We start from the raw sequence: 24980 nt of genomic DNA, 5'->3' as shown, positions 1-24980 counted from the left end.
CTTCAGACCAGGGAAATCTCTTCTTCGAGGCAGCCGACCACCTTCGGCCCATCGAATTCGACCATGTAGACCGGGGTGTTGGTATCGGTGTGCATCCCCACCTGGACGACCTCGCCCAAATCGCCGACCGCAACCAGAAGCGCGTCTTCCGGCGCGTCCGGATAGGAGCCGTCATTTTGCAGGTCGACCATGGCCCGCACCCGCTGGCCCCAGTCGTATTTCGGCGTTCTGGGTTCGATGGGCAGATTGCCGATAAAAGGATTCTGGCTGTCACTCATTGATGTCTCCCTGGCAATCGATCTCTCCCTGGCAATGGCAGATCGATGTCCTCGTCCTCGGGCGCATGGACCGCCTCGAGCTCCTTGCGCTTCATGCCGACACGATTGCCGCTTTCCATGAATTCGATGCCGTAGATGTAGAATTGCTGCAGAAAGGTGCCGATGTGCACCACGTAGCCCTCCTCGCCCTTCTTCGCGAGGATGTCGCCGATCTCCTTGCCGGCATAGGTTCCGTCGTTGCGAACGGTGCGCTTGGCGCGAACCTTGTCGCCGAAATTGTAAATCGGCGGTCCGGAAAGCTCCACGACGTCGCTGTCGCGTACGATATTGCTCATATCGACGTCTCCTGAATGAGCGGCCTGGAAAGGCGCGCCTGAACGGCCTCTCTCACCAAATCGTCAGCGTCCCGGGCGAGGTCACCGATCCGCTCCACATTCGCCCGGTTGGCAACCTCGTAGCGGACGCGCCAGTCCTCGTCGCCCAGGAGCCGGATCAGCAGATCGGGCGGCAGACGCTGCGCGATGTCATAGCGCACCGACGCGTCGGGATCGTTCATCATTCCGGTGAGCCAGTTTTCCGGAATGCGCCGGGCGACAACGCGGCGGACCTCCGCCTCTTCGTCGCGCATCATCCGTGACAGCAGGGGCGCGGCTATGCGCCGGGCAACAACAAGACGGACATAGTAGTCCGTATCCGTCATCATCGGCGCCAGTTCCGCGTCATCGAGCAGATTGGCGATGCGGATGCGGACCTCCCGGTGCGGATCCGCACGCAAGTCCAGGATCAACCGCTTGGGCAGGCGCCGCGCGGCATTCCAGCGAACGGTTTCCTCGTTGTCGCGGAGCAGCGGCGGCAGGCGGAACACATCCGCGCGCTTGGCAGCGATCGCCCGCACCTCGAAATGCGGGTGGCTCAAATAGTCGTTGGCAAGACCCGAATTCCAGTCAAAGAAGCGGTCGATGCGCCGCGCATAACGATCATGAACGCAGGCGCGCTTGATCTGGCATCTGCCGGTCGCCAGCAGCGCCTGATGGTCGCATGCGCCGCAATCGACCGGATTGCCCCTCCAGTCGACGGCTTCGTCGATGTCGTCAATCATCGTCATCGTCGCGCCCCGCCCTTGTCGCGACATCGAGCAGCACCTTGGCGCCGATCTTGTCGCCCGGATCGAGTTCCAGGAGTTTCAGGACCGCTGTCTTGCCTTCCTCGGCGTTGCCGAGACGCATGTTCAAATAGGCGTACCCCTTCAGAGTGAAGAGAAAAAAGCGCGGCAGGATCTCCTCGTAGCGGTCGAAGGCCGCATCACCGGGTTTCACCTGCCGCCAGTCTTCAGGGAGGCTATTTTCACGCGTGGCCTTTTTCAGACAGACCCCGGCGATATGAAGGGCGTCGCGCAAGCGCCCCTTGTAAAAATAAAAGCGGTAGAGACCGATCAGAACAGCGGCATGATCGGGCGCAAGCATGAAGGCCTGCGACAGATGCGCTTCGGCAACCTCATCCAGGTGATAGGAAAGTCCCGCCTGTTCGAGATGATGCTCAGCCTCCCGGGGCAGACCGCCGCCCAAGAGGCTTTCGGCAAGCATCGTATCCTGCGAGGCGGGAATCCACCTGCTTTCCTCTGCCACCGGCCCGATCATCCTGCTCTCCCTCCTGCTCCTTGCCTAGCCTGCCTGCGAAGCGCAGGTTCCGGTTGCCTTGGGATCGTGAAAGACGAGGCCGGTCTGCGCCGGAGTGTCCATGAAGTCGATCGTCACGCCGTCCAGAAGGAGACGGCTTTCCGCCGGCAGGAATAGCCGGACGCCGTTGCGCTCGACGACCGCGTCACCGGGCTCTGGCACGTCGATGACGGTGACGTCGGAATTCAGCCCCGAACATCCGCCCGGGCTGACTGCGAGACGGAAGCCGCTTTGCGGACCGCCGTCGGACATCAGCATCATCCGGATGAACCGTTCCGCTTTCGGTGTGATTTCAAAAGCCATTTTCGTCCCCTGTTGCATGGCCCCTATTGCGCGGCCTGATACCGCGGGAAGTTCTGATCGATGACACATGTATCGTCGACCGGGCAGACCGCCTCGCATTGCGGCGAGTCGAAGTGCCCAATGCACTCGGTGCATTTTTCCGGATCGATGATGAAGGTTCCGCCCTTCTCCGAAATCGCCAGATTGGGGCACTCCGCCTCACAAGCCGTGCAGTTGGTGCATTGGGACGCGATGATCTTGAAAGCCATGGGTCACCTCTCCTGAATAGAAGGTTGCCTAGGCCGCCGTCAGGCGACCTCGATCAGTGCACCCTGTCGGATGTCCGCATCGCCCCGTTCGATGTGCTCGATCTCGCCGCTGCGGACTCTCTCCAGGTAGTTCTTGAACCAGGTGATCGCCGACTTCTCGATGTATTCGTGCGCATACCGGTCGACCGGGTCGATGCCTGCGGCCTGAAGGTCGCTCTTCGGGCATCCGCCGATCTTGGAGACGAACACCGCGTGGCAGTCGTTGATCGCGCGGATCACCGTCGACAGCGAATCTTCGTCGCCAAAGCCACCCTGGCAGTAAAGATCGACGCGGCGGTGGCCGACGAACTTGGCTCCATCGGTCGACAGTTCGTAAACCTGAAATTCCTTGGCATGGCCGAAATGCTCGTTGATCAAACCCGAGCCCTTGGTCGCCACGGCAGCAAGAACCTTGATGTCGCTGACTTCGCCGGCAAGGGCCTTGAGCTCTTCCTGCTTCGCGGCAACCTTGGCCACCCGTTCTTCTTCGACCTGGGCCTGATAGGCCTTGCGCGTATCCAGATCGTAGTCGACTTCCATTTCCATGATCTTGTCGGTGGTGAATTCCGCGCTGCGGTCCTCCCCGAGAAGACCGACAGCATCGGCGCGGCACTGGCGGCAATGACGCATCATGTTCATTTCGCCTTCGCAGGAATCCTGCAGCGCCTTCAGTTCCTGCGCCGAGGGCCCGCGCTGGCCGTTCAGACCGAAGACCGTGCCGTGTTCGGGCGCGGAAATCAGCGGCATGATGTTGTGCAGGAAGGCACCGCGCGACTTCACCGCCCGGTTGACCTCGACCAGGTGCTGGTCGTTGACGCCGGGGATCATGACGGAGTTGACCTTGCACAAGATGCCGCGCTCGGTAAGCATCTCCAGGCCCTGGAGCTGGCGGTCGGTGAGGATTTGCGCGGCTTCAACGCCTGTGTAGCGCTGGTGCTTGTAGAACACCCAGGGATAGATCTTGGCGCCGATTTCCGGATCAACCATGTTGATGGTGATGGTCACGTGATCGACATTGTACTTGGCGATCTCGTCGACATGATCCGGCAGCGTCAGCCCATTGGTCGACAGGCAGAGTTTGATGTCGGGAGCCGTTTGCGAGATCAGCTCGAAGGTCTTGAAGGTTTTCGCCGGATTGGCGAGCGGGTCACCGGGGCCCGCGATGCCGAGCACAGTCATCTGTGGAATGGTGGAGGCAACGGCCAGCACCTTCTTGGAGGCCTGCTCCGGCGTCAGCCGCTCGCTGACCACGCCCGGCCGGGATTCGTTGGCGCAGTCGTATTTGCGGTTGCAGTAGTTGCACTGGATGTTGCAGGCAGGTGCGACCGCGACATGCATGCGGGCGTAGTGATGATGCGCCTCTTCGCTATAGCAGGGGTGGTTCTTCACCTTTTCCCAGATTTCGGTCGGCATGTCGCCCTGCCCCGCGGAAGATCCGCAGCTGGGCTTGCTGTTGCCGCCGTCCGTACCGCATCCCTTGTGCTCGGCCGCCTGCTGCATGATCGCTTCCAAATCAACGGAGCTTTCGACTTGCGCGCCGTCGTGCTGTACCGGTGTATCCATCCGTCCGTCCTCGCTGTTCGCCTGAGCTGTAACCGTTCTAAAGTAATCTGAGTTCACCTGAGCAACTCGCGTGCCAGATTGAATAAACGTGAAATTACTTATATAATTCAGATCGTTATTTCGATGATCCGCTTGTGTTCCGTTGCCGACATCTGTCGTCTTGCCAACACAGATTGTTGTCTTTCGTAAATGCCGGACATCCATTGTCCGGTGACAAGAAGAGGCGGACACAAACGCAAAACGGCGCGGACAAAGCCGCGCCGTTTGTTTTCCCAATACCTGGCCCGATACCGGGCTTGCCTCAGTTTGCTTTGCCCTCAAGCCACTTCCAGCATGATCTCCGCTGCCGTATCGACCGACGCGGAAATCGGAACGATCTCCTGTGCCGCCAGGAAGCGTACCTCGTTCCGAGTCAAAGTGTCCGCGGGATCAAGGATCGCATAGTGCGGGCCGGTGGACCGCTTCATGATCTGGCGTGCATAAGTGCGCAGAAGCTGGTCGTGGAACCTGCAGCCGAGGAACACGAAGCCACGGTCGGAGCGCCGGTCCTTGACCATGTCCGGAATTGGCGTCTGAATGTCGATCTCCGTCAGAACCTCGACATAATCCGCATCGGTGATCAGAAAATTGCGCGCCGGAACGATGCCGCCATTCGGCTTGTAGAGTATGGTCTTCCATCCAGCCGCGGCCGCGGCCTCCGTTTCTTCACCGGACCGGTCGTAGAACCGATACCACTGGTCCTCACCGATGCCGGCGCGGGTAATCCCCTGGATCTCGCCCCAGCCTTGCGTGGCTTGCAGCGCGGAGCGCATGGCGCCATCGTACCAACTGTCGACGATGAGCGGCAGGTTGAGCGACGCCAGCATGCGGTGCAACCCGGATGGCTTGGCCGGCACCGAAAAGGCCTCGGCCATCAACGTCGTCACCGTCGCCCGGTGCCGGGTACTCTCGATATATTGCGCCGCCGCCCAGACGTTGCCGCGGGCGCGGGCAGGCAGAGCCACCTTGCTTTCGAGGAATTTCGCAAGCGCTTCCGGGGTCGATGGCAGGTCGGGATTGTCCGAACTCAACAGCTGCGGGCCGAGATAGGGCACCACCTGCCCGGCTCGTAGCCCATCGGCCAGCCTGGGCAGCGTGTCTTCCGCATTCGCGAAGCTCAAGTCCGATACGTCGGCAAGAAGAGCACTCATGTCTACACCTCTTCCGCTTCGGCGCGCTTGCGCGCATTCACGGTGATCGGGAGCCGTGTGTCCTCGTCCATCTCGGGAAGATCGAGCACCCAGCCGTTGGCGATCCTGATCCACCCGCCCCACATGGCCTCGTGCTCCATCTCGACGACCGGCTCTTCGAGGTCCTTTTTAGGGACGTATATCGACAGGCCGATTTCCGGAGACCGGCGGATCATGATCTTCATTGATTGCAATCCTTCGCGTGAGAGAAATCACTCTTGCCCTGGCGCTTGTTCATCAGCCTTTTGACCTGCTTTCTGGAAACGGCGAGCAAGCGGTCATAGGCAAGTTCGCGAATTTCGCCGTCAGGATCGTCGAGAAAAGGCGCCAGATCGCTTTCCGAAAGCCGCTTTGCGTAGGACAGCCGGATATTCGGATCGGGGTGAATGGCAGCGGCGGAGAATGCGCCCGACTCGCCGGCCTGGGCTGTCACGCGCATTTCCCCCTCCCCATCACCGGTCAATTGCCATTTCCGGGCTCCGGTTGCCTGGCCCTCTTGCAGATAGGCACCCACGGAGGCGAGATAGTCGCAAAAGCACCATTTCCTGCGTGACGACTGCTGTTGGACGTAGCAATCCACCCCGCAAGCCGACGGATCATGCAGGACTGAAAGATCCGCCGCGAATTTCAAGGAGTTCTGTTCGATTTCGCTCCAAGCGGCAGCGTGGCTGAGGTCATTCATGACCGCCCCCTCAGGATCTGGAGATTGAAAACAATCCCGCCTCAGGCGGGAACGCAGGTATTTGGCACGGGGCAAACTTCGTCGCACTTCGGCGTATCGTAAGAGCCCTCGCATTCGGTGCACTTTTTCGGATCGATCACATATGTGTCGCCCTTCATGGAAATGGCGGCATTCGGGCATTCGAATTCGCACATGCTGCAAACCGTGCACTGCGATACGATGATCTTGTAGGCCATGACTTCGCTCCTTTAATCAGACCAGAACGGCGCCGGGGAAGGCCGGCGGCCTTGCAGCAAAAAGCTGCGCTCAGGATTGTTGGAGCAAGCATCGTGCCATGCTCGCATCAAGCTTCCACGCGAATGAAAAAGAAAGCCGGAGCAATTTATTTTTGAATTATTATTATTTAATTCCAGCGACTTAGTTTGGTGACATCAATACTCTGCTGGCGAGCGAGTACTCGTTGTGAGGCCTGAACAGCCGCGCGCGCCGTTCTTTCGCTGAGGAGTGTCGGACTTCCAACATTTTCTGTCGGAAAGCTGAGCCGCGTGTTTCGAAAGCTTTCGGGCAAAGGATGCGCCGGACCATGCCGCGCCGCCAATCGGATCGATCGCTTCCGTTTTGCGGGCACCGTGTCAGCGACAGGACGCCGACGCTAGAATTTCTTGATCGGGATCTTGTGCTTGCGCAACGCATAGCCGATCTGGCGTGGCGTCAGATTAAGAATCCGGGCTGCCTTTGCCTGCACCCAGCCGGCGCGTTCCATCGCATCCACAAGGCGCTCGCGTTCCGATTGCCCGTCGCCGTTCAAGACCGTGCAGGTCTCGGCTTCCGGACAGGACGCCGGCGAGATGCCGGCCGGGGTATTCACGCTGGCGGACGCCACGCTGTCGGCCATCCGGCCTGGTCCCGGCATACCCGAAACGGTCGGACGATGGATGATATTGAACGGGGCCGCGGTTTCCACAGCCCCCTTCCACAGGGTCGAAGAAAGACAGTCGTCGTTGCGGCAGGCAAAATCGTCCGCGACGATGTTTGCCTCCTGGGACAGGGTCGCCGTCCGGCGCACGCAATTTTCCAGCTCTCGTACGTTTCCGGGAAAGAAACAACCTTCGAGAACGCCCCTGGCCGAACCGGTGAATGTCAACTGCGTACCGTGTTCGGTATTGAAGCGCTTGAGGAACTCCTGCGCCAGCGGGAACACGTCCTCCCGCCGCTCGCGCAAGGCAGGAAGCAAAATGGTGATGACGTTGATCCGATAATAGAGATCGGCCCGGAACTCGCCCTTGGTGACCGCCTCTTCCAGGTTCTTGTTGGTCGCCGCCACCAGCCGGACATCGACCTTGATGGTCTTCATGCCGCCAACGCGCTCGAACTCGCCTTCCTGAAGCACGCGTAATAACTTGGCCTGGAAGGAGGGCGAAATCTCGCCAATCTCATCCAGGAACAACGTCCCGCCGTTGGCGAGCTCAAAGCGTCCCTTGCGTTGTGTGACCGCGCCGGTAAAGGCGCCCTTTTCGTGACCGAAAAGCTCCGACTCCAGCACGGACTCCGGCAGGGCCGCGCAGTTGAGTTTGACGAAGGGACCTTTCTTCCGCTCCGACAGATCATGGGTGGCGCGGGCAAAGAGCTCTTTTCCCGTTCCGGATTCACCGCGCAGCAGAACCGTTGAATTGCTGCGCGCCACCACCTTGATCTTGTCCAGAACCGAATGAATGGCATCGCTTTCGCCAACGATTCCGCGCATCCGCATACCGGGATCGCGGGTCGGCTTGACGGTTTCGGAAAGTTTTTTTTCCAACCGGCGCTGCTCGCCCATCAATCTTTGGCGGTCGCGGTTGATGACATCGTGCAGGCGAACGGTCTGACCGACCAAATTGGCGATCATCGCCAGAAAACGGACGTCCTCGTCGAACTTGAAGCTGGTGCGACCGTCCGAAATCCGATCGATGGTCAGCGTGCCGATGACCTTCTCACGTTCCTTGATCGGCACACCGATAAAGGAAATCCGCGGCGCATCGCCCCAGTGCTCGGCGGCAACCCAATCCTCAAACAGCGGATCGTTGGCGACGTTCTCGACCACCAGCGGCATCTTGGTCGCCACGATCTGGCCGATGGCGAGCTGCGGCAGAAGCTCGAAATGGCTCTTGGCATTGCGTTCCGTCCAGCCGGACCCGACCACCACATTCGGTTCGCCGTTTTCGTCCAGCAGGGCAATCAGCCCATGGCTCATTTCAAGAAAACTGGAGAGCAAGGTCAAGACATTCGACAAGGTCGATTCAAGTCGCGCCGGGATCGCCAGAACCTTGGAAATCTCATACATTCCGTGCAACGCGACTTCCGCACGCGTCGTAAAGAGGCCGGCCGGCGTAACAGGCTTGTGAAGCTCCGGGATCAATTCAGTAGGCATGGCACCAACTCGCTTGACTGGAGGGCGCCTCCCCAAAAACCACGGGCCTTGAACTGGCTTTTCCGCCGCAGCCCGTTTTTTTCAACCTTCGCAGGTGCAGCAAAAAACAACAAGCATTTTTTACAGTAAACGTGTCAGATTCTGCCAATTTACTGCGATCCTGTAGTTTCTTTGGCGACAGCGCGGCACGCCAGAGAAGAGTTCTCCCGGTATTCAAAATAAATTCTGCAATCGACGAAGGTATGCTCCCGTCGTTACGGACTTCTGGAACAAAAAGGCCCGGTGCCATCATCCGAATTTGTAGAGAATCCCGAACCCGCCGCGCGGATAGTTCCACTCGATTTCGCCGGTCTTGGCGGTCATGATACGGCAGGTGCCGCATTCCATGCAGCCGTCAGCGGTGATCTCCACCTGGCCCCGCTCGTTCTCCGCGTAACATCCCGCCGGGCAGGCATGGGTCAGCGCCAACAGGGCTTTCGATGGTTTGTCGTGCGGCAGAACCTTGATATGCGGCCGTCCCGCATCGACGAGGTAGCGGTTCTGGAAGAGTTTTTCCTCGACCTTCATCCCGGTTGCGTGCGTCGTTTCGATCATCGCCATGCCCTCGCGAGTTTGAATGCGTCACCAAGCAGTCCAAGAATGCTCCGGCTCTTGCGGAAAGAACTCATGATCTGCTTTTCCTTCGACCGCTTGTCGACACCGTCGACACGGAACCAGGACTGCGCCGCGTTGGTGAACAGTTTTGGATAAAGCGTGAAAACGTGCTTGTTGCCGTGGAGAAAATCCGGAATTTTCCGGTATTTTTTCATGTCCTTCATCACAAAGGTCTGCTCCAGGCGTCGCGTGTATTCCGTCAGGTTGGCTTTCGTCATTTCGTCCCGGCGACGATTCAGCCAGACGACGGTCTCCCCGGCGATACGACCGGTGGTCATGGCCAGGTTGGAGCCTTCGCGGTGCACGGCGTTGACAAACTGACCGGCATCGCCGACCACGATCCAGCCGTCTCCAACCAGCCTGGGAATGGCGTTGTAGCCGCCTTCGGGGATGAGATGCGAGGCGTATTCCTTGCACTCCGAACCCGCCAGGAGGGGCTTGATGCTCGGATGGTTCTTGAATGCCTCGAGCAACCCGTAGGGCGTCGTCTCATTCTCCGCGAAGTCGGACACGATACAGCCGATCCCGACGGAAATGGATTCCTCATTGGTGTAGAGGAAGCCGGTGCCGGTCATGCCTTTGGTGATCGTGCCCATGGCTTCGATCACGACGCCCTCATCGCCCTTCAGATTGAAGCGGCTTTCGATGACTTCGCGCGGCAGAAAATGCATTTCCTTGACCGCAAGCGCGACGGTGTCCGGGGCGACTTCGGATCTTAGACCCGATCGCTGACCGACCAGCCCATTGACCCCTTCCGCCAGGATAACGACATCGGCGAAGACCTTGCCTGCGTTGCGGTCGGTCCGAACCCCGATCACCTTGCCGCTGGAATCGCGAAGCAATTCGGTCACGGTGGTCTCGCAGAGCAAAGTGGCGCCGGCGTCCCGGACCTTGCGGCTGAACCACTTGTCGAACTGGGCGCGGATGATCGTGTACCGGTTCGGCTTTTCCTCGTTGAAGTCGTTGGACCGGTAGTGCATGCCCACATGCGACGCGTCGTCCATCGTCCACATGCGCTGTTCGATGACGTGCCGCTCCAGCGGAGCGTCCTCGCGGAAGTCGGGAATGATCTGTTCAAGCGCGCTTGCATAAAGGATCGCGCCCTGAACATTCTTGGAGCCGGGATATTCGCCGCGCTCGAGTTGCAGAACCTTCAGGCCTTCCTTGGCCATGGTGTAGGCCGCGGCGTTTCCCGAAGGTCCGGCGCCGACAACGATTGCATCGAAATGTTCGTCACTCATGGGAGCCTCCTTCAACCCGCCATCCGGTTGACCGAAAGATGTTTGCGGAATGCTTCCGTCAGCGCCGGCAGAACCTGCACCGCGTCGGCGATGATCGCCAGATTGGCGAAATCCATGATCGGGGCGTTAGCGTCGGTGTTGATGGCAACGATAAGGTCCGCGCCCTCTACACCGACGCGATGCTGAATTGCGCCGGAAATACCGGCGGCAATGTAGAGCTTCGGCCGGATGGTCTTGCCGGTCTGGCCGATCTGACGATCTGCGCTGATCCAGCCCTTTTGCACCAGCGGCCGCGAACCGCCGTATTCGGCACCAAGTACCGCCGCCAGGTTCTTCACAAGCTGGAAGTTTTCCGCAGACCGCAGACCCAGCCCGCCCGCCACGACAATGTCGGCGTAGGGCAATTGCGCCTTGTCGGTTTCCCGGTCGGCTACGAATTGCAGAACCTTGGTGACGACATCGTCCTCTCCCATGCCCAGGGGATGGGAAATGACCTTGCCGCGCTTGCCCTCCTGGCGCTCTGGCATCGACATGACGCGCGGGCGGACGGTGGCCATCTGCGGCCGGTAATTCAGCGTGAAAATCGTGCAGAGCAGCGAGCCGCCAAAGGTCGGACGGGTCGCCGCCAGAGACCCTTCGTCGTCGATCGCCAATTCGGTACAATCCGCCGTCAGGCCGGTCAGCAGCGTGGTCGCCACGGAACCCGCCAGATCGCGGCCGAGATTTGTCGCCCCGAGTAACAGAATTTCCGGCTGATAGGTGTTCACCAGATCCGTCATCGCCTTGGTGTAGGGCTCATTGCGGTAGTGGGTCAGCACCGGGTCCACGACCGTATAGACAACATCTGCGCCATATTCGAAGGTCTGGGCAACCGCCTCGGCAATCGCGTCCTCGCTACCGCCCATAACGACACCGGCAAGCTCCACACCGCGCTTGTCGGCGAGCTTGCGTCCCTCGCAGAGGAGTTCGAAAGATACCGGATGCACGGCGCCGTGCTCGCACTCGATGGCGACCCAGACATGCTTGTAGGCCTTGAAATGGTCCGGCAGCTCTTTTTTGGTTCCGGCACGGCCGGCGGCCGGCTTGGCTTTCGGTGCTTCAGCCATGACCGACCTCCTGTCCAAATTGTGTTGCGGCAAAACGGAGGAATTCTCCCTCCAACTCCGGCTGGCGCTGAAAAAGCTCATCCATCAAGGCTTGCGCAATGTCGTCCATCGACAGATCGGTGGTGTCGATGGGATGAGCCTTTTCGGAACGCGGATCCGGCGAGAAGATCTTCTTGACGATCGTCGGCGATCCGCGCAGACCGCATTTCGTCAAATCCTCGATGCCCGCGTCGGCGGCGCTCCATTTCACAACGTCGGCCTTGGCCGCCCGCAAGGCGTCCTCCAGCGATCCGCGCCGTATTTCGTTGGAGCCTTCAAGCATGGTGACGAGCACCGGCAACCTAGTCTCCAACACCTGAATGCCGCCTTCGGCGCGGCGCTCCACCGTGATGGTTTCCCTGTCTGGATCGAGATCCGAGATTTTCGCCACATAGGTCAGCTGGTTGAGCTTCAGCCGCTTGGCGATGCCCGGTCCGACCTGGGCCGTGTCACCGTCGATTGTCTGCTTGCCGGTGAAGACGATAGACGGCTCGCCGAAGTCAGTGCCGATTTTCTTCAGCGCCTCGGCAAGAGCAAAACTCGTCGCCAGCGTATCCGACCCGGCAAAGAAACGGTCGGTCAAGAGAACCGCTCGATCGGCGCCGAAAGTCATGGCCTTGCGCAAGGAATCCTCCGCCATGGGCGGTCCCATGGTCAGGACGGTCACCTCGCCGCCGAACTTGTCCCTGAGGCGAAGCGCTTCTTCGAGAGCGAACAGATCATACGGATTGATGATTGTCGGCACGCCCTGACGCATGATCGTATTGGTCACCGGGTGAACGCGGATCTGGGCGCTGTCGGGAACTTGCTTCACACAAACGACGATGTGCATCGGACCTCACCTGCTCCTTGATCAATTGGACTTGTTTTCTGTTCCAATCCTCTCCGCAATTAGCGTGCCAACCCCTAGCGCAGCGAAGGATGGCGGAAGTCCGCCATTGTGCCCACCCTCCGCGAAGAGTGGCCATACACGGCTGCGATAAACGCAACGCATCTGTCGGCTTGCCGACAAAGTGTCATATGTCGGTGTTCCCACCCGAGATGGAGGACAAGGCGACAAACTGTCTGGCCGGTTCAGCCTTTGGCGCGACGGCATCCTTGTGCACCTTGAACAGACGCTCCTCGATGGGGGAGGATGTCACAAAGTCCAGGTAGGCCTGCTCCAGATGGGTCCGGCACAGCGCTCTGATATCGTCATCGCTCAAGGCATCGAACGCCCCGTCGCTCTCGCTCGTGCGCAGGTACTGGCCCATGCGCCGCAGGATATGCAGGCGGGCGACATGCACCACCGAGGGCTCATAAGCCACGTCGAGATAGGTGAAAAATTCTTCGGCCGCGGACAGCTGCGACAGGTCGTCAAGAACACTCATAATCCAGATTCTCCCTCGTTGCCGCCCGATGGCCGCGCTAATTTTCCGTTTCCCCCTCTTCGGGGGACGGCGAGACCGCGCGGGCGCGCAGCCGGCTCTGCAGGTGATTGACCCGCGTCTCCAGAAACTCGACCCGGTCGATCAGAACCGTCAGCACGTCGCCAACGGGATCGGGAATCAGGTGATGGTCCAGGTCGATCCGTCCGTCCTGGCGGCGGTGCTCACGCCGGTCCCTGACCACCTTTCCCGGAATGCCGACCACGGTCATGCCCGGCGGCACATCTTCCACGACCACAGAATTGGCTCCGATCCGGCAGCCTGCCCCAACCCGGATCGGGCCAAGAATCTTGGCTCCCGCGCCCACAAGAACGCCGTCTTCCAGCGTCGGGTGCCGCTTGCCGGCTGACCAGCTGGTCCCGCCCAGGGTCACCCCGTGATAGAGCGTGACATCGTCGCCGACTTCCGCCGTTTCTCCGATGACGACGCAAGCACCGTGATCGATGAAGAACCTGCGCCCGATCGTGGCGCCTGGATGTATATCCACATTTGTGAGAACCCGGCCGAACCAGGACAGAAACCTGGCGGGAAAGCGCAGGCCTTTCGTCCACAGCCGATTGGCGAGCCGGTGGGCGATCACGGCGTGCACACCCGGGTAGGTCAGCACGATCTCGTAGGTATGCCGGGCGGCGGGATCGCGGGCCTTGACGCAACCAATATCCTCGCCGAGCTGCGACCAAAGCGTTCTGCGTGTTGGCGGATCTGTCCACTTCAAGCGTGTCTTGGCCACAGGCTCTGCCGGGGACCCGGCATGTGCGGACCGCGGCTTCGGCGACCGCTGACCGGGCGATGCAATCGCAATACGGTCTACCGGCTCGGCCAACCGCCTTTCGAGATCCTCAAGACCTTGCAAAGACATATTCCCCGTCTCCGCTCGTCGCGGCCTTCGTTTCATGACGGTCACGCCACAGCGGCGACATGGACTGCAGCTTCGAAATGATGCCGGGCATGACGTCGAGAACGCGGCCGATGTCTTCAGGCGTGTTGTCCCGCGACAACGAAAACCGGATCGCGCCTTGCAGCGCCGTCGCCGGAACGTTCATGGCACGCAACACATGCGACGGTTCCATGGATCCCGACGCGCAGGCAGACCCGGAGGACGCGGCAATTCCAACCTGCTCCAGCTTGTGCAGGATCGCCTCGCTGTCGAGACAATCGAAGGCGATGTTGGAGGTGTTGGGCAACCGCTCCGCGTTGCCGCCGACAACGCTGCAGTTGCCGATCTGCTGGAGAACGCCCTGCTCCAGCCGGTCGCGCAGGGCGCGGACTTTCGTCTGCTCCTCCTCGATCCGCACGGCAGCGATCTCCGCGGCCTTTCCAAGTCCGACAATCGCCGGAATGTTCTCCGTTCCCGCGCGCCGGCCGCGTTCCTGACGGCCGCCGCGCAGCAGGGGCTTGAACTTTACGCCCTTGCGGACATAAAGCGCGCCGATGCCCTTGGGGGCGTGCAACTTGTGGCCGGATAGCGACAGCATGTCGATCGCACTTGAGGAAAGGTCTATCGGGATCTTACCTACGGCCTGGACCGCGTCGGTGTGAAACAGCGCTCCGGCTTCATGAGCGTAGCCGGCCAGAAGCTCGACCGGATAGATCGTTCCGGTCTCGTTGTTGGCCCACATCACCGAGGCAACCGCCGTTCGTGGCCCAAGCGCCGCGCGGTAGGCCTCGATATCGAGTTCTCCGTTTTCATTCACACCGACGGTCGTGACCTCGATGCCACGGCTTTGCCGCAGATAGGCAACAAGGGAGAGGACCGCAGGATGTTCGACCGCCATCGTCACGATCTGATTGCGCTCGGGCTGGTTTTCCAACGCCGACAGCAACGCCGCGTTGTCGGACTCCGTCCCTCCGGAGGTGAAGATCACCTCATGATCATGCGCCGCTCCCAACAGGTTCTGCACGTGCCGCCGGGCCTCTCTGACCGCTCCTGCGACCTCGGAACCGAAGGTGTGGGTCGAGGAGGCGTTGCCGAATTGCTCGGTAAAAAACGGCAGCATGGCGGCCACGACTTCGGGGTCGGTGCGGGTCGTCGCGTTGTTGTCGAGATAGATCGCTCGCACCTGATGTTCCTTCAAGTTCAGGCGGACACACCACCCATGACCGGGATGACGCGGACAAGCTCGCCGAGTTCCTCGACGAGCCGCGACTGGATGCCTTCCAGGGTCATACTTGACAGCTTGCACATCACGCAGGCCCCGGTGAGCCGCACCATGACCTTCTTGTCCTCGACCTTGACGAGTTGGCAGTCGCCGCCGTCACGCTGCAGATTGGGCCTGATCTCCTCCAGCACCTTGGTGATGACCTGCAGGCGCTTCTCCTCCGCTGCGGAGGGGTGCGGCTGTTCCAGGGTCGTTGCTGTTTCGGCTCGCATGTCGTTTCCTTGTCCTCGGGTTCTTTTGACTGGGTCGCGTCCCTTGAGTCCGCCGCTATCCTCGATGACCGGCGCCGGTCAGCCGAAGGACTTGCCGCAGGAGCAACTCGAATTGGCATTCGGATTGTCGAAAGTGAAGCCCGAGCCCTCGAGCGCGACGACAAAGTCGATTGTCGTCCCATTCAGCAATTGATGGCTCGTGGTGTCGACGAAGACCTTCACCCCGTCCCGCTCGATAACCGTGTCGTCCGGGCCGGCCTCATCGACGAGACCCATCATGTATTTGTAGCCGGCGCAGCCGCCGGTCTCGACCATGATGCGCAGGCCTCCAACCGGATCCTTGGCACCGGAAATCGCAGTGCGGACGGCGTCCATGGCGCTGTCGGTGAGATTAATCATCGCTGTCTTTCTCCCTGCTGAGGGTCTCTGTTACAGCAAAGTGAGCAAGTGGCGTGCCATTCAGAAAAACGTTAGAAATCTGCCGTTTTCGCTTAAAGTGGCTGTTGCCTTTGCGACGCTTGTCGGGTTTGCGACAGGCTGGTTCCAACCATGACGCGGCACGTCGGCGGGTTCGGACATTCCCAGCCAGGGCCGAACGGCAGAACCGGCTGAAATCAGGGATCCGCGCCGGTTCACCCGCTCCAAACACGAAACGGCACACGACTTGCCTAACAACAGCCATGCGCCTGAGAGCGCGCGTATTATCGCTAGTTAGGACACTTTCATGACGACGATCGAACAAACCCCATTGGCACGCCTGGAAAGCGAAGGCCGCCTTTTCAACGCTGTCCTGAAAGGGCCGACCACCAAGGACGGCCGCTTCGGCTTCCGCGGCGACATTGCCTTGAAGTTCCAGCCAAAGGTCGCGGACGAAATGCGCCCGCCGGATTATTCCATCGAACAGGTTCTGACCTACTCCGAGGGAAACGACCCGCAGATCCCCATCCTGATCGGCTATCTGCATTCCTTCGAATATCTGCGCTCGGCGCTGGACGTGCTCGGAGACCTGCTCAGCCCGAACGGAACCTACCTGCTGTTTTGCAACAACATCGACCTGAGATCCCAGTACAAGGTGAAGATGGGCGACATCACGTTCCACATCCTGCCCTGCGATGAATCGACGGTCTGGAAGGAAACCCTCGAGCTGATGAGTATCGACAAAAACGATATCAAGAAGCTGAACACCGCCGGCAAGACCGACTACGTCCTAGATGCCGTCAAAGGCTTTAGCAACGGGTTCGACGAGATCACCTACGAAAAAGGCCTCGAGCTGATGGAGCCGGTGCGAAACCGCAACGAAAACCGGCCCGTCTGAGGATAAGCCAAGCGTTTTCGGCCGGCTGCGTCCTCGGCTCCGGGTCGAGGACGCAGCCGCCCCGCAACAGCTCCCCTCATTCGGTGTCGTCCGCTCCCGCCTCTTCGCCATCCTCGCCATAGCCGGCCAGTTCCACGCCGAGAACGCAGATGTCGCCTTCGATCACCCGAACGTCGATCGGCTGCAGACCTTCACCCTTGCAAGGTCCGTCGATACAGTCCCCTGTTCCAATGTCGAAGAGCGCCCCGTGTTTGCCGCACATCAGCCGGGTGCCATAGGCATCCAGGAACTGGTCCTGCTCCCAATCCAGATTGACACCGTCATGCGGGCAGCGGTTGACATACCCAAAGGCCTGGAGCCCCCAACGAATGATCACGATTGGCCAGGGTTGCTCGGTTCCATGCTCGTCGAGGCGGATCAGGCAGAAGCCGTAGGCCCGCTTGCTCGGGATGTCGTTCAAACCGCAGACGACATACGGGGTCTCCTCGTGCGTTTGCGTTTCCATCATGACAGTTTTCCGATTGAATGACTTCCAGACAAGTCCGCGCCCAGCGCATCCGTCTTGGACAGAAGCAGGCGATTGGCGGCCAGCGAAAACGCCCGCCAGGCCGCGGCCACATCCCTGAGGATCGTCTGCTTGTAGTCGTTGGACAGCTGGTGCTCGTGGGGGAAGTTGGACAGGGCACAGGAGGTTCGATTAAAGGCGATCACGTCGTCCATCAGGATTTGCAGAAAATCCCGGAATGGCGACTGGATGTCCGACATCAACGCCGACCGACCGTTCTCGACCGGAATTCTCGCAATATCGAAATCGAGCTCTCCCAGATAGACCAAGGCCTCGTCCAGCATCTCCTCCACGGTTTCCAGCAGGGACAGCTGGGTGAGTTGATCGCGTTCCTGTTCGGACAACCGCGCTGTCAGGTTACGCCGATAGCTGTCGAAGGCCGGACCACTCCGCGCTCGAACCCAGGTTTCGAATTGCGCCAACTGCGCCGCATTGCCCGACAGCTCGCCGGTTGCGCCACTCTCCCTTGCGCTTCCGACAGCTGCCAAAGCGTGAGCGGCGGCCTCAAGCGCTCCCTCCAGATAACCGCAGCCGCGGGCCGCCGTCTCCGATCCGGAGAGATGCAGTCTACCGCCCCAGAGCGACCGCCGGAGGAGCGGATTGGAGGTGCCGGCGTGCTCGCCGGTCGGTGGTTCGCGGCGATCCCGCGCGGAGCAGGTGAGGCGTTCCGTGGCCCAGTCGCGGTAGAGAAGCTCGCCCCGTTCGGCCTCGGCCCCGAAAACCTGTGCCAGCTGGTTTCCCATGAGCATGGGCAGACCGATGTTGAACCGCTCCCTATCGTCCGGACCGAGAGCAAGGAAACCGCCTAGCGCCGCCTTGTTCCCCGTCGCATCGCAGGCGTCGAAAATTTCCCCGACAACCGTTTGGCCATGACTGACGAATGCATTGCCCGCGTGTCCGGCGTCGCGCCAGAATGGGCGATCGTATCCCAAAACGACCTTGGCGCTCCCCGCCATCCAGGTGGCCGCTTCGCCCATGGCCGTGCGGACATCCTCGCAAAGCTCCGGCTCGAACAGAACACGGTCTTCCAGCAGACGCGGCGGCACCGCCAATACGACGGTCCGCGCCGTTACCTTGACGAGTTGGCCGTCGCGCAGAAACAAGAGTTGCACATAGTCGCCGCAGTCCTTCACGCTGGCCAGCTCATGCGTCAGATGGATACGTTCCTGCGGTAGACGGGCGACGAGAGCGTCCACCAGCGAGGCCATGCCACCCGTGAGCCGCCGGGCGCCGGCGTGAACGGCTGCCGTCTGGACGTCCGGAACCTTGTTGACATCCTGTAAATGAAGCACTTCCCCCGTTTCGTGCTGGTCGAAGGTAGCCAGTTCCAGATCTTCGACGAGACCGGCAATCATCGGCTGCGCACCCGGCCAGAACCAGGCCGGGCCCAGATCGACACGCATCCCGGAACGCGCACTCCATTGTGAGTCAATACGGCCGCCAAGCCGGGGCCGCGCTTCGAAAAGGGCAAAGTCCCTTCCCTCCCGGCGCAAGTGTTCCGCCAGAGCCAAACCGCACAGGCCGCCACCAACGATCGCAATCTCAAGCATGTTCACTCTCCTTTCAAGTTCGGGCCCGGTTCCGGGTCCGGTCTGTCCCTGGGCAGCGCAATGCAAGAATCGCGCACAATTCCCCTTCCGCCCAATTCGCTCCGGAGAGAGCGCCCGAAATGGCACGGAACTTGATTGGAGCTAACCAACCTGAACGACCCGACATGAAAGAAAAGGAGATCCCCCATGAAGGTTGCAGAGGCTTTTGCCGCATCCGGTCTGGACGACATCAAGGCGGCGCTCGCCGGCGGTACCCTGACCGTCTATTCCGTCGCCCGTCCGTTGACCGCGAACCTGCCGGTCGACCGAAGCGGCGTGCTTGCCGTCTTCAGATTTTCTTCTCCAGCCTTCGGCGCGCCCGTCGATGGTGGTGAAGCTCCTGTTTTCGTGGAGGAAACAGCCACGGCTGAAAGTGTCGGAACGCCCGGTTTCGCCCGGGCGTGCTCGGCGGACGGCGCGGTGGTTGCAGACTTCTCCGCCGGTCCGGGAAACCGGGAGATCAAGTTCGCGGAAGTATCCTGCTCCAAGGATGCACCAGTGAAGGTCGTCTCGTTCCAGATCCAGGAAGAGGACGGCTGGCCGGAGCGCCCGGACTATTTCGACAGCCGGCCACGCCCGGGCTACCAGATGCCGTCGACGCTCTGAACCGGACACGGTTCCTTGGGGCAGGACCCCGGCAGCGCGTTTCAAACGCGCCATTTTGTCGGAACCCGAACACGTTCGATCCAACCGTTGGAGAACAACAATGACAACACTGATCAAGACGACTGAAGACGGCCGCAAGGTCGAGGTCAATGGGCTCGCCATCTGCCTCGACGGCAAGCTGGAGGCCTTCGAACTGATCGAAGTCGCCATGCATCCGAACCGGAGGGCAATCGTGGAGATCATGTCCGACGCCACTCACATGGCCGGGCGCATTGCGCTGACGCGCGAGGACGTGCGGAAGGTCGAGGAGGCTTTCGCCGAAACCGAAAAGCAGATCCTGGCGAGTCCTGCCGCGATCAACGAACGCTTCCGCCTCGCCGTGAAACGACGGACCTGCTCGGAAGGTATCGAATAAATCCGCGAGGCGGAAACGTCAGCCGGGCTGACTGGCGTTTTCTTCACTATTTGCGATACGGGCAAGGCGCGCTTCGCCCGTTTCGTCGCCGAAGCACGTGTCGAAGTCATCGCAATCGGTGCATACCGGCGCCGTGCAAAGCGTGAAGCCGGCCGAGCCGCAGACCATGCGATAGAGGAATTTCTTCCACTTCATGTCTTCGCGGTTTCGGGCCGAAAGCCGGGAGAAATGCCGATCCATCAATTGCGAGAGTTCGCCGCGGTGGCGCAGCCCGAGATCCTGCCAGAGGTGGTGTGGGGCCTTGCAGCGCCGGGCGATCATGGCTGCGAAGGTCTTTTCCAGATCGTTCGCGCCGGTCGCATACATCAACAGGATATCGCGAACCGACTGTTCCTCGTCGTCAACCTGCGGACCGGCACCTTGAGACAATTTCACCAGTTCTTCGACGATGGCAGGAAACATCCGCCCCGCCAGTCCGCGCAACTCTGTCTGCGAAAGCCCCGAGCCGTCGCCGAAACCGGAGAAAACACCCGCCTCCTCTTCGGACAGGGCAAGTGCGAGGATCGATGCGGCCACGTGAATGTCGAACGCGTCGCAATCCGAGGCAGCAGATGCGTCGATCAGCCAGCGATAGGCTTCGTCACCGGTCATATGAGCCTCTCGTTCTTCGGGTTTCAGGCGGCCTCGGCAATCTGAGACGCATGCGTCTGGCAGTTGGTCGGGCAGACCCGGGCGCAGGCGCCGCAGCCGATACAGGCGCCGGTGTCATTCATCACCATGACCTTCTTTTCGACCTCCTCATCCTCGTCGTCATCGAGTTCGACCACGTCGCCGTCCTCGTTGAGGCCCTTCAACGTCATGACCTCGCGGCCGCAGACCTTGTAGCAGCGGCCGCAGCCGATACAGACGTCGCCGTCGATGGAGATCAGAAAATCCGGTGTCCAGTCCCGGCCATCTCGAGTCAAATGGGGGGCGGCCATGATGGGTTTCCTTTCGTTAAGCCTCAAGCTGCTTCAGTTCGGCGCGCTTGGTTTCCAGCGTCTCGTAGGTGCTGTAGGTCTTTTGCGCGACATCCAGGATGGACTGCCAGTTGACAGGCAAGTCCTCCGCGAGATCGTGAAGATCCATCTTCAAGGCTACCGCCCGTGACGAGAGCTTCTTCACTTCCGCTTTCAGCGTTTCCACATCGCTCATTGCATCACCTCAGTATTTAGTATTTCGCCACGTCCGGGAACCGGTTGATCGTGTCCACGCCTTCCTTGACGTATTTGTCACCCTGCTCGGCCAGCTTGGCGAGGCTGTCGAAGCCGAACCGGTGCATGTCCCGCAGTTGCTTGTTGACGACAATCAGCCGGCCGCCGATGAGCACCATCCTGCCGAAGCCCTCGTGGTGCATCTTGAACATCGGCGAGACCATGACGCCGGTTTCCTTCTCGATCGACAGCGCGACCGCGTTGAAAAGCAACTCCATGCGCCAGATCGTATCGGGATCGGGATCGCCGACGATCGGCAGGGCCCGTCTTTCTTCCTTGCTCAAGATGTAGGGCGCGATCAGGTCGAGATCGGCCTTGTTCTCCCAGGTGCCATGACTGTCCTGGGCGCGCCAGATCTTGATCAGTTCCTTTATGAACGGCGCATCCGCCGCCGGTTCCTCAGTGAGCGTCGTTGCTGCTTCAGCCATTGACCACTTCCTCATCGTCGAACTCATCGAAACTGCGTTCCCGACCCTTCAGCATGACCTTGCGCAGCCAGGGCGGCGGATTTCCTTTCAGCACCTCCTGGAGCTTGTCGAGCAGTTCCAGGATGTTCTCCGGCTGGTTGACCTTCATCGGGTGGATGTTGTTGGCCACGACCCGCGCCGCGCCCGAGCCGCCGATAGCCGCGACATAGAGAATGGCGCAGTCCTTGATCGCCTCGATCTTCGGGGCCAGCTTGTCCTCATCGCCGTCTTCCTTGAGATCGCCCTCGAATTCCACGGCCTCGAGAAACTTGTGGCCTTCCGGCTCCAGGTCGTAGATGGCGATATGCTTGGCCCAGCCGAAATGGGCGTCGACCCTTTTGAGGTCCTGCGTTGCAAAGGCGACTTTCATGCGCGTTCAACCTCCGTCTTCAATGGGCCGACACTGACGCTGCGGCGCCATGACCGTGCCCGGCGCCTTCGCGCCAGGTATCCGGTGTCGGTTCGTGGTTTTCCTCGTGATCGGCAATCAGCAGGTTGGCGATCGTGAAGATCATGTCGCGCGTGCCGCGATAGCCGACGGAGAGCTGATGACCGGCGCCAATCCGATCAAACGTCGGCAGCCCTGCCCGGTAGAACGGAATGTTCAGCCGCGCCGCCATTTGACGGCCGTGCGAATGGGTGACCAGAAAATCGCAACCGCGCTCTTTCGCCATGGTTTCCAGATCCTCCAGATCGCCGATCAACACGTCTTCGGTCGGTAGATGTTCCAGCACCGGCGAGTGGTTCGTCGTGACGGCCGCCACCATATGCGCGCCCATTTCGTGCAAAAATCCGCCAAGATCGTTGAGCAGATCCGGCTCGGCGCCAATGGCCAGCCGGCGTCCACCGATGTGGAAATGTCCGTCGAGCATGGCATCGACCAGTTGACCGCGCTGGCGCCGGTATTTTTTCGGAACCGGGCGTCCGCTGATCTTGCTGAGGAAGCTCATCAGTTTGTCATTGGCTTCCAGGCCGCAGAGGCGCTCCAACAGTTTGAATGGAATGCCGGTCTTCTTTTCCATGGCTTGCGCGGCGCGGCGCATCTGCGCGCCGATGGCGATCGTCCAGGCCGCCTGGCCCATCGCCGCCACCTCGTCCACGCCGACGCCGCCAATGGTGGTCGGCGTGAAGTCGTCGGGAATATGGCCGTCAAGCGAGCCGGCGATATCCGGCAGGAACGTCGGCACGAGGCCGAAATCCTCGATGATGGAGCGCAGCTCATCGAGATCGCCCGGCGTCAAATGGCATCCGGGCAGCACATTGATACGCTTTTGATCCGTGGCCGCGCCTTCCGCCGGCGTGTCGACGAGCACTTCCACCATCCGCGCGACGGTCTTCTCCCAGCCGTCCTGAAACGCGTCCTTGAAATCCGGCGTCGAGACGTAGACCATCGGCAGGTCCTTTACGTCCGGGTTCTTTTCCCGGACAAGCTTGATGTAACCCTCGACATCATCGCCCTTGGTCTCCGTGACGCCCGTTGAGCAGATGCCGATGATCTCCGGCTTGGTCTTCTTGTGGATGTTGAGGATCGCCTGTTCGACGTTGTCGAACCCGCCGAGCACCGTCGCCACTTCGGACATGGCCGTCGTCTGCATCGGAATGGCTTCCTTGAAATGGCGCACGAACAGCACCAGCCCGAAGGACGTGCATCCTTGTGAGCCATGAAGAAGCGGCATCGCGCCACGCAGCCCCATGAAGGCGAGCGCGCCGCCGATCGGCTGGCTCATCTTCAGCGGGTTTACAGAGCAGGACTTCTTGCTGGTCTTGACCTCGGCCATCGTCACGCCTCCTATTCCGCCGCCACGGCGAGCGCGGGAGCGGATTGGGTGAGGGACGCCAGAATATCCTCCACCCGGCTGGTGCAGTCGGAGCAACCACCGGACGCGTTCGTCAGCTCGCGGACCTCGTCCACCGTCGTCAGGTTGCGCGACAGGATGGCATCCTCGATGGTCCCCAGATCGACGGACTTGCAGATGCAGACCCTGGTTTCGCGGCGTTTCTGTTCGGCCAATTGCGGATCGGCGGCAAGGATGGCCTCTTCGGCTTCCGCCTCGGCCATGGCCCTCTCCTGCCAGGTGTCGCCCTCGGCCTCCCACGGCGCCGGCTTGCGCACCTGTTGCCAGACCGGGTTGTAGAGCGCCTTGTCGATCTCCTGAAGCAGCTTCACCATGCCGACGTAGCCCATATAGGCGTGGTGGCGTTCCTGGTTGATGTCGAGCCAGGGCATGGACGCCTTGAGGGCCACAAACTGGGAGCGGCCGCCGGACAGCATGATGTCGGCCTGCGCATCCTTGAGCATCTTGTACATCTCGCGCGGGGTCATGTCCTCGATCATGTGCGCGTCCTGGCCCATCAGTTCCTTGATGCGGGCCTTGTCCTCCTTGGTGGACTTCTTCACGCTGGTGCCGGTCAACTCCAGCCCGGCTTCCTGCAGCGCGGCAAGCACCGACCACGATTTCACACCGCCGGTGATCAGAAGGACCTTCTTGCCCTTGAAGCGCGGCTTGAACGGCGCGATCGCCGCCCAGGCCCTGGCTTCCTCGCGCGCGATCAGCGCTTCGGTGCGGTCGAGCAATTCCGGATCCGCGCCGCGCTCCACCAGAAGCTGGGAGATCTCGCGCAGAGCGTCGCTGGTGTCCTCGATGCCGTAGAAGGAGCCTTCGAAAAACGGAATGCCATAACGCTCCTCCATCTTGCGGGCGACGTTGATCATGGCCTTGGAACACACCATCATGGCGGCCTTGGCGCGGTGGGCGGAGGCGACTTCCTTGTATTTGCCGTCGCCCGATATGCACGCAAGGATACGGATGCCGAGTTCGTCGAGCAGCGGCTTGATCTGCCAAAGCTCACCAGAGAGATTGTATTCGCCGATGATGTTGATGTCGTAGGGTGTGGTGTATTCCGGTTCCTCGGTGCCGATCACGTGGCACAGCAGCGCCTCGCCGGCGAGCTTGTTTCCGAGGTTCTTCGACCCGACGAAGCCGGGGGCGTTGATCGGGATCACCGGCTTGCCGAATTTTTCCTTCGCCGCCTTGCAGACCGCGTCGATGTCGTCGCCGATCATGGCGGGCACGCAGGTCTGGTAAACGAAAATGGCCGGCGGATCGTACTTTTCGATGATTTCGCGGATGGACTTGAACAGGCGCTTCTCGCCGCCGAAGACGACGTCGGTCTCGTTGATATCGGTCGTGAAGCCGGTTCGCCAGATCTGCGAGCCTGAGGAACGGGCGCCGCGATTGTCCCAGGAGTTTCCTTCGCAGGCGATCGGTCCGTGGACCAGATGCGCCACGTCAGTCAAGGGCTGCAGGGCGATCTTGGCGCCGTCGAAGGCGCAGCCGCCGGCCGCGCCACCGGGCTGCAACTGCTTGGTACAGCCCTTCTTGCGCTCGGCCTCCGACTTGTCCGCGTTTTTGCCGCAGCCGGGCTCGTTGAACACGTCCTGAATGGTGGCCGAAAGCGAACTCATGCGTCTCTCCTGTCAGCTGAAACCGGAAGAACGGACCGCCA

33 protein-coding genes are annotated in these 24980 nt (G+C 60.7%); 3 read left to right on the top strand and 30 right to left on the bottom strand.

What is annotated here, in order from left to right:
- Nucleotides 1-2: 2 nt before the first annotated feature.
- From CLV41_RS01575 to CLV41_RS01475, 21 genes are all read right to left on the bottom strand, one after another.
- Nucleotides 3-278, bottom strand: coding sequence for a nitrogen fixation protein NifZ (locus tag CLV41_RS01575; RefSeq protein WP_103220525.1), 276 nt, complete (start codon nucleotides 276-278; stop codon nucleotides 3-5).
- On the bottom strand, nucleotides 275-613 hold the full coding sequence (locus tag CLV41_RS01570; protein ID WP_103220524.1) for a nitrogen fixation protein NifZ: 339 nt from the start codon (nucleotides 611-613) through the stop codon (nucleotides 275-277). The genes CLV41_RS01575 and CLV41_RS01570 overlap by 4 nt, the downstream gene beginning before the upstream one ends.
- A complete protein-coding gene (locus tag CLV41_RS01565) occupies nucleotides 610-1377 on the bottom strand; it encodes a 4Fe4S-binding leucine-rich repeat protein (RefSeq protein WP_103221468.1) in 768 nt (255 codons plus the stop codon). Before CLV41_RS01565 ends, CLV41_RS01570 begins: the two co-directional genes overlap by 4 nt.
- Nucleotides 1370-1915 (bottom strand): hypothetical protein, encoded by a 546-nt coding sequence (locus CLV41_RS01560; protein WP_103220523.1) that lies wholly within the window; start codon nucleotides 1913-1915, stop codon nucleotides 1370-1372. Before CLV41_RS01560 ends, CLV41_RS01565 begins: the two co-directional genes overlap by 8 nt.
- Nucleotides 1916-1939: 24 nt before the next feature.
- Nucleotides 1940-2257 (bottom strand): HesB/IscA family protein, encoded by a 318-nt coding sequence (locus CLV41_RS01555; RefSeq protein WP_103221467.1) that lies wholly within the window; start codon nucleotides 2255-2257, stop codon nucleotides 1940-1942.
- Between the two features lie 23 nt (nucleotides 2258-2280).
- Nucleotides 2281-2505, bottom strand: coding sequence for a 4Fe-4S binding protein (locus CLV41_RS01550; RefSeq protein WP_103220522.1), 225 nt, complete (start codon nucleotides 2503-2505; stop codon nucleotides 2281-2283).
- Between the two features lie 39 nt (nucleotides 2506-2544).
- Entirely contained in the window at nucleotides 2545-4107 is a 1563-nt protein-coding gene (gene nifB, locus CLV41_RS01545; RefSeq protein ID WP_103220521.1) for a nitrogenase cofactor biosynthesis protein NifB, read from the bottom strand.
- Nucleotides 4108-4424: 317 nt separating this feature from the next.
- Entirely contained in the window at nucleotides 4425-5297 is an 873-nt protein-coding gene (locus CLV41_RS01540) for an SIR2 family NAD-dependent protein deacylase (RefSeq protein ID WP_103220520.1), read from the bottom strand.
- A 2-nt stretch (nucleotides 5298-5299) separates the two neighbouring features.
- Nucleotides 5300-5521, bottom strand: a complete 222-nt coding sequence (nifT, locus tag CLV41_RS01535) for a putative nitrogen fixation protein NifT (protein WP_103220519.1) — start codon at nucleotides 5519-5521, stop codon at nucleotides 5300-5302.
- Nucleotides 5518-6018 (bottom strand): hypothetical protein, encoded by a 501-nt coding sequence (locus CLV41_RS01530; protein WP_103220518.1) that lies wholly within the window; start codon nucleotides 6016-6018, stop codon nucleotides 5518-5520. Before CLV41_RS01530 ends, nifT begins: the two co-directional genes overlap by 4 nt.
- Nucleotides 6019-6059: 41 nt before the next feature.
- Nucleotides 6060-6254, bottom strand: coding sequence for a 4Fe-4S dicluster domain-containing protein (locus CLV41_RS01525; protein WP_103220517.1), 195 nt, complete (start codon nucleotides 6252-6254; stop codon nucleotides 6060-6062).
- A 416-nt stretch (nucleotides 6255-6670) separates the two neighbouring features.
- Complete coding sequence (nifA, locus tag CLV41_RS01520; protein WP_103220516.1) at nucleotides 6671-8425, bottom strand: nif-specific transcriptional activator NifA; 1755 nt, start codon at nucleotides 8423-8425, stop codon at nucleotides 6671-6673.
- Between the two features lie 288 nt (nucleotides 8426-8713).
- A complete protein-coding gene (locus tag CLV41_RS01515; protein ID WP_103221466.1) occupies nucleotides 8714-9019 on the bottom strand; it encodes a ferredoxin family protein in 306 nt (101 codons plus the stop codon).
- Nucleotides 9016-10320, bottom strand: coding sequence for an FAD-dependent oxidoreductase (locus CLV41_RS01510; protein ID WP_103220515.1), 1305 nt, complete (start codon nucleotides 10318-10320; stop codon nucleotides 9016-9018). Before CLV41_RS01510 ends, CLV41_RS01515 begins: the two co-directional genes overlap by 4 nt.
- 11 nt (nucleotides 10321-10331) lie before the next feature.
- The gene (locus tag CLV41_RS01505; protein ID WP_103220514.1) at nucleotides 10332-11426 is read right to left on the bottom strand and encodes an electron transfer flavoprotein subunit alpha/FixB family protein; all 1095 of its coding nucleotides are present in this window, start codon (nucleotides 11424-11426) and stop codon (nucleotides 10332-10334) included.
- Nucleotides 11419-12297, bottom strand: a complete 879-nt coding sequence (locus CLV41_RS01500; protein ID WP_103220513.1) for an electron transfer flavoprotein subunit beta/FixA family protein — start codon at nucleotides 12295-12297, stop codon at nucleotides 11419-11421. Before CLV41_RS01500 ends, CLV41_RS01505 begins: the two co-directional genes overlap by 8 nt.
- A 184-nt stretch (nucleotides 12298-12481) precedes the next feature.
- Nucleotides 12482-12835 (bottom strand): nitrogenase stabilizing/protective protein NifW, encoded by a 354-nt coding sequence (gene nifW / locus CLV41_RS01495; RefSeq protein WP_103220512.1) that lies wholly within the window; start codon nucleotides 12833-12835, stop codon nucleotides 12482-12484.
- A 37-nt stretch (nucleotides 12836-12872) separates the two neighbouring features.
- Nucleotides 12873-13622, bottom strand: coding sequence for a serine O-acetyltransferase (gene cysE / locus CLV41_RS01490; protein WP_235867035.1), 750 nt, complete (start codon nucleotides 13620-13622; stop codon nucleotides 12873-12875).
- 109 nt (nucleotides 13623-13731) lie between these two features.
- A complete protein-coding gene (gene nifS / locus CLV41_RS01485) occupies nucleotides 13732-14952 on the bottom strand; it encodes a cysteine desulfurase NifS (RefSeq protein WP_103220510.1) in 1221 nt (406 codons plus the stop codon).
- Nucleotides 14953-14969: 17 nt separating this feature from the next.
- Nucleotides 14970-15263, bottom strand: a complete 294-nt coding sequence (locus CLV41_RS01480; RefSeq protein ID WP_103220509.1) for a NifU family protein — start codon at nucleotides 15261-15263, stop codon at nucleotides 14970-14972.
- 78 nt (nucleotides 15264-15341) lie between these two features.
- The gene (locus tag CLV41_RS01475) at nucleotides 15342-15662 is read right to left on the bottom strand and encodes an iron-sulfur cluster assembly accessory protein (protein WP_103220508.1); all 321 of its coding nucleotides are present in this window, start codon (nucleotides 15660-15662) and stop codon (nucleotides 15342-15344) included.
- A 325-nt stretch (nucleotides 15663-15987) separates the two neighbouring features.
- On the opposite strand from CLV41_RS01475, the gene CLV41_RS01470 reads away from it, so the two are divergent.
- On the top strand, nucleotides 15988-16578 hold the full coding sequence (locus CLV41_RS01470; protein WP_103220507.1) for a hypothetical protein: 591 nt from the start codon (nucleotides 15988-15990) through the stop codon (nucleotides 16576-16578).
- Between the two features lie 76 nt (nucleotides 16579-16654).
- On the opposite strand, the gene CLV41_RS01465 is transcribed toward CLV41_RS01470, so the two are convergent.
- Both CLV41_RS01465 and CLV41_RS01460 read right to left on the bottom strand, forming a co-directional pair.
- Complete coding sequence (locus CLV41_RS01465; RefSeq protein WP_235867034.1) at nucleotides 16655-17086, bottom strand: Rieske (2Fe-2S) protein; 432 nt, start codon at nucleotides 17084-17086, stop codon at nucleotides 16655-16657.
- Nucleotides 17083-18693 carry a flavin monoamine oxidase family protein gene (locus CLV41_RS01460; RefSeq protein ID WP_103220506.1) on the bottom strand — a complete coding sequence of 537 codons (1611 nt, stop codon included), beginning with the start codon at nucleotides 18691-18693 and terminating at the stop codon, nucleotides 17083-17085. Before CLV41_RS01460 ends, CLV41_RS01465 begins: the two co-directional genes overlap by 4 nt.
- Before the next feature lie 186 nt (nucleotides 18694-18879).
- On the opposite strand from CLV41_RS01460, the gene CLV41_RS01455 reads away from it, so the two are divergent.
- Both CLV41_RS01455 and CLV41_RS01450 read left to right on the top strand, forming a co-directional pair.
- Nucleotides 18880-19338: a hypothetical protein gene (locus CLV41_RS01455; RefSeq protein ID WP_103220505.1), complete on the top strand. Its 459-nt coding sequence runs from the start codon at nucleotides 18880-18882 to the stop codon at nucleotides 19336-19338.
- 100 nt (nucleotides 19339-19438) lie between these two features.
- A complete protein-coding gene (locus CLV41_RS01450; RefSeq protein WP_103220504.1) occupies nucleotides 19439-19753 on the top strand; it encodes a hypothetical protein in 315 nt (104 codons plus the stop codon).
- 18 nt (nucleotides 19754-19771) lie between these two features.
- Here the strand turns inward: CLV41_RS01450 and CLV41_RS01445 are convergent, their stop codons facing one another.
- Genes CLV41_RS01445 through nifE form a run of 7 tightly spaced genes read right to left on the bottom strand, consistent with a single transcriptional unit; the run spans nucleotide 19772 to nucleotide 24939 of the window.
- Nucleotides 19772-20404: a nitrogen fixation protein NifQ gene (locus CLV41_RS01445; RefSeq protein ID WP_103220503.1), complete on the bottom strand. Its 633-nt coding sequence runs from the start codon at nucleotides 20402-20404 to the stop codon at nucleotides 19772-19774.
- Nucleotides 20405-20427: 23 nt separating this feature from the next.
- Nucleotides 20428-20733 carry a ferredoxin III, nif-specific gene (fdxB, locus tag CLV41_RS01440; RefSeq protein WP_103220502.1) on the bottom strand — a complete coding sequence of 102 codons (306 nt, stop codon included), beginning with the start codon at nucleotides 20731-20733 and terminating at the stop codon, nucleotides 20428-20430.
- 16 nt (nucleotides 20734-20749) lie between these two features.
- Nucleotides 20750-20947 (bottom strand): CCE_0567 family metalloprotein, encoded by a 198-nt coding sequence (locus tag CLV41_RS01435; protein WP_103220501.1) that lies wholly within the window; start codon nucleotides 20945-20947, stop codon nucleotides 20750-20752.
- A gap of 16 nt (nucleotides 20948-20963) precedes the next feature.
- Nucleotides 20964-21434, bottom strand: coding sequence for a NifX-associated nitrogen fixation protein (locus tag CLV41_RS01430; protein WP_103220500.1), 471 nt, complete (start codon nucleotides 21432-21434; stop codon nucleotides 20964-20966).
- Complete coding sequence (gene nifX / locus CLV41_RS01425) at nucleotides 21427-21843, bottom strand: nitrogen fixation protein NifX (protein WP_103220499.1); 417 nt, start codon at nucleotides 21841-21843, stop codon at nucleotides 21427-21429. Before nifX ends, CLV41_RS01430 begins: the two co-directional genes overlap by 8 nt.
- Nucleotides 21844-21862: 19 nt before the next feature.
- Entirely contained in the window at nucleotides 21863-23251 is a 1389-nt protein-coding gene (gene nifN, locus CLV41_RS01420; protein WP_103220498.1) for a nitrogenase iron-molybdenum cofactor biosynthesis protein NifN, read from the bottom strand.
- Between the two features lie 11 nt (nucleotides 23252-23262).
- A complete protein-coding gene (nifE, locus tag CLV41_RS01415; RefSeq protein ID WP_103220497.1) occupies nucleotides 23263-24939 on the bottom strand; it encodes a nitrogenase iron-molybdenum cofactor biosynthesis protein NifE in 1677 nt (558 codons plus the stop codon).
- Between the last annotated feature and the right edge of the window lie 41 nt (nucleotides 24940-24980).

The sequence above is a fragment of the Roseibium marinum genome (assembly GCF_002906165.1).
Lineage (GTDB): Bacteria > Pseudomonadota > Alphaproteobacteria > Rhizobiales > Stappiaceae > Roseibium > Roseibium marinum.
The sequence above is the reverse complement of the archived record's forward strand: the minus strand, read 5'-3'. Positions and strand labels throughout refer to the sequence as shown.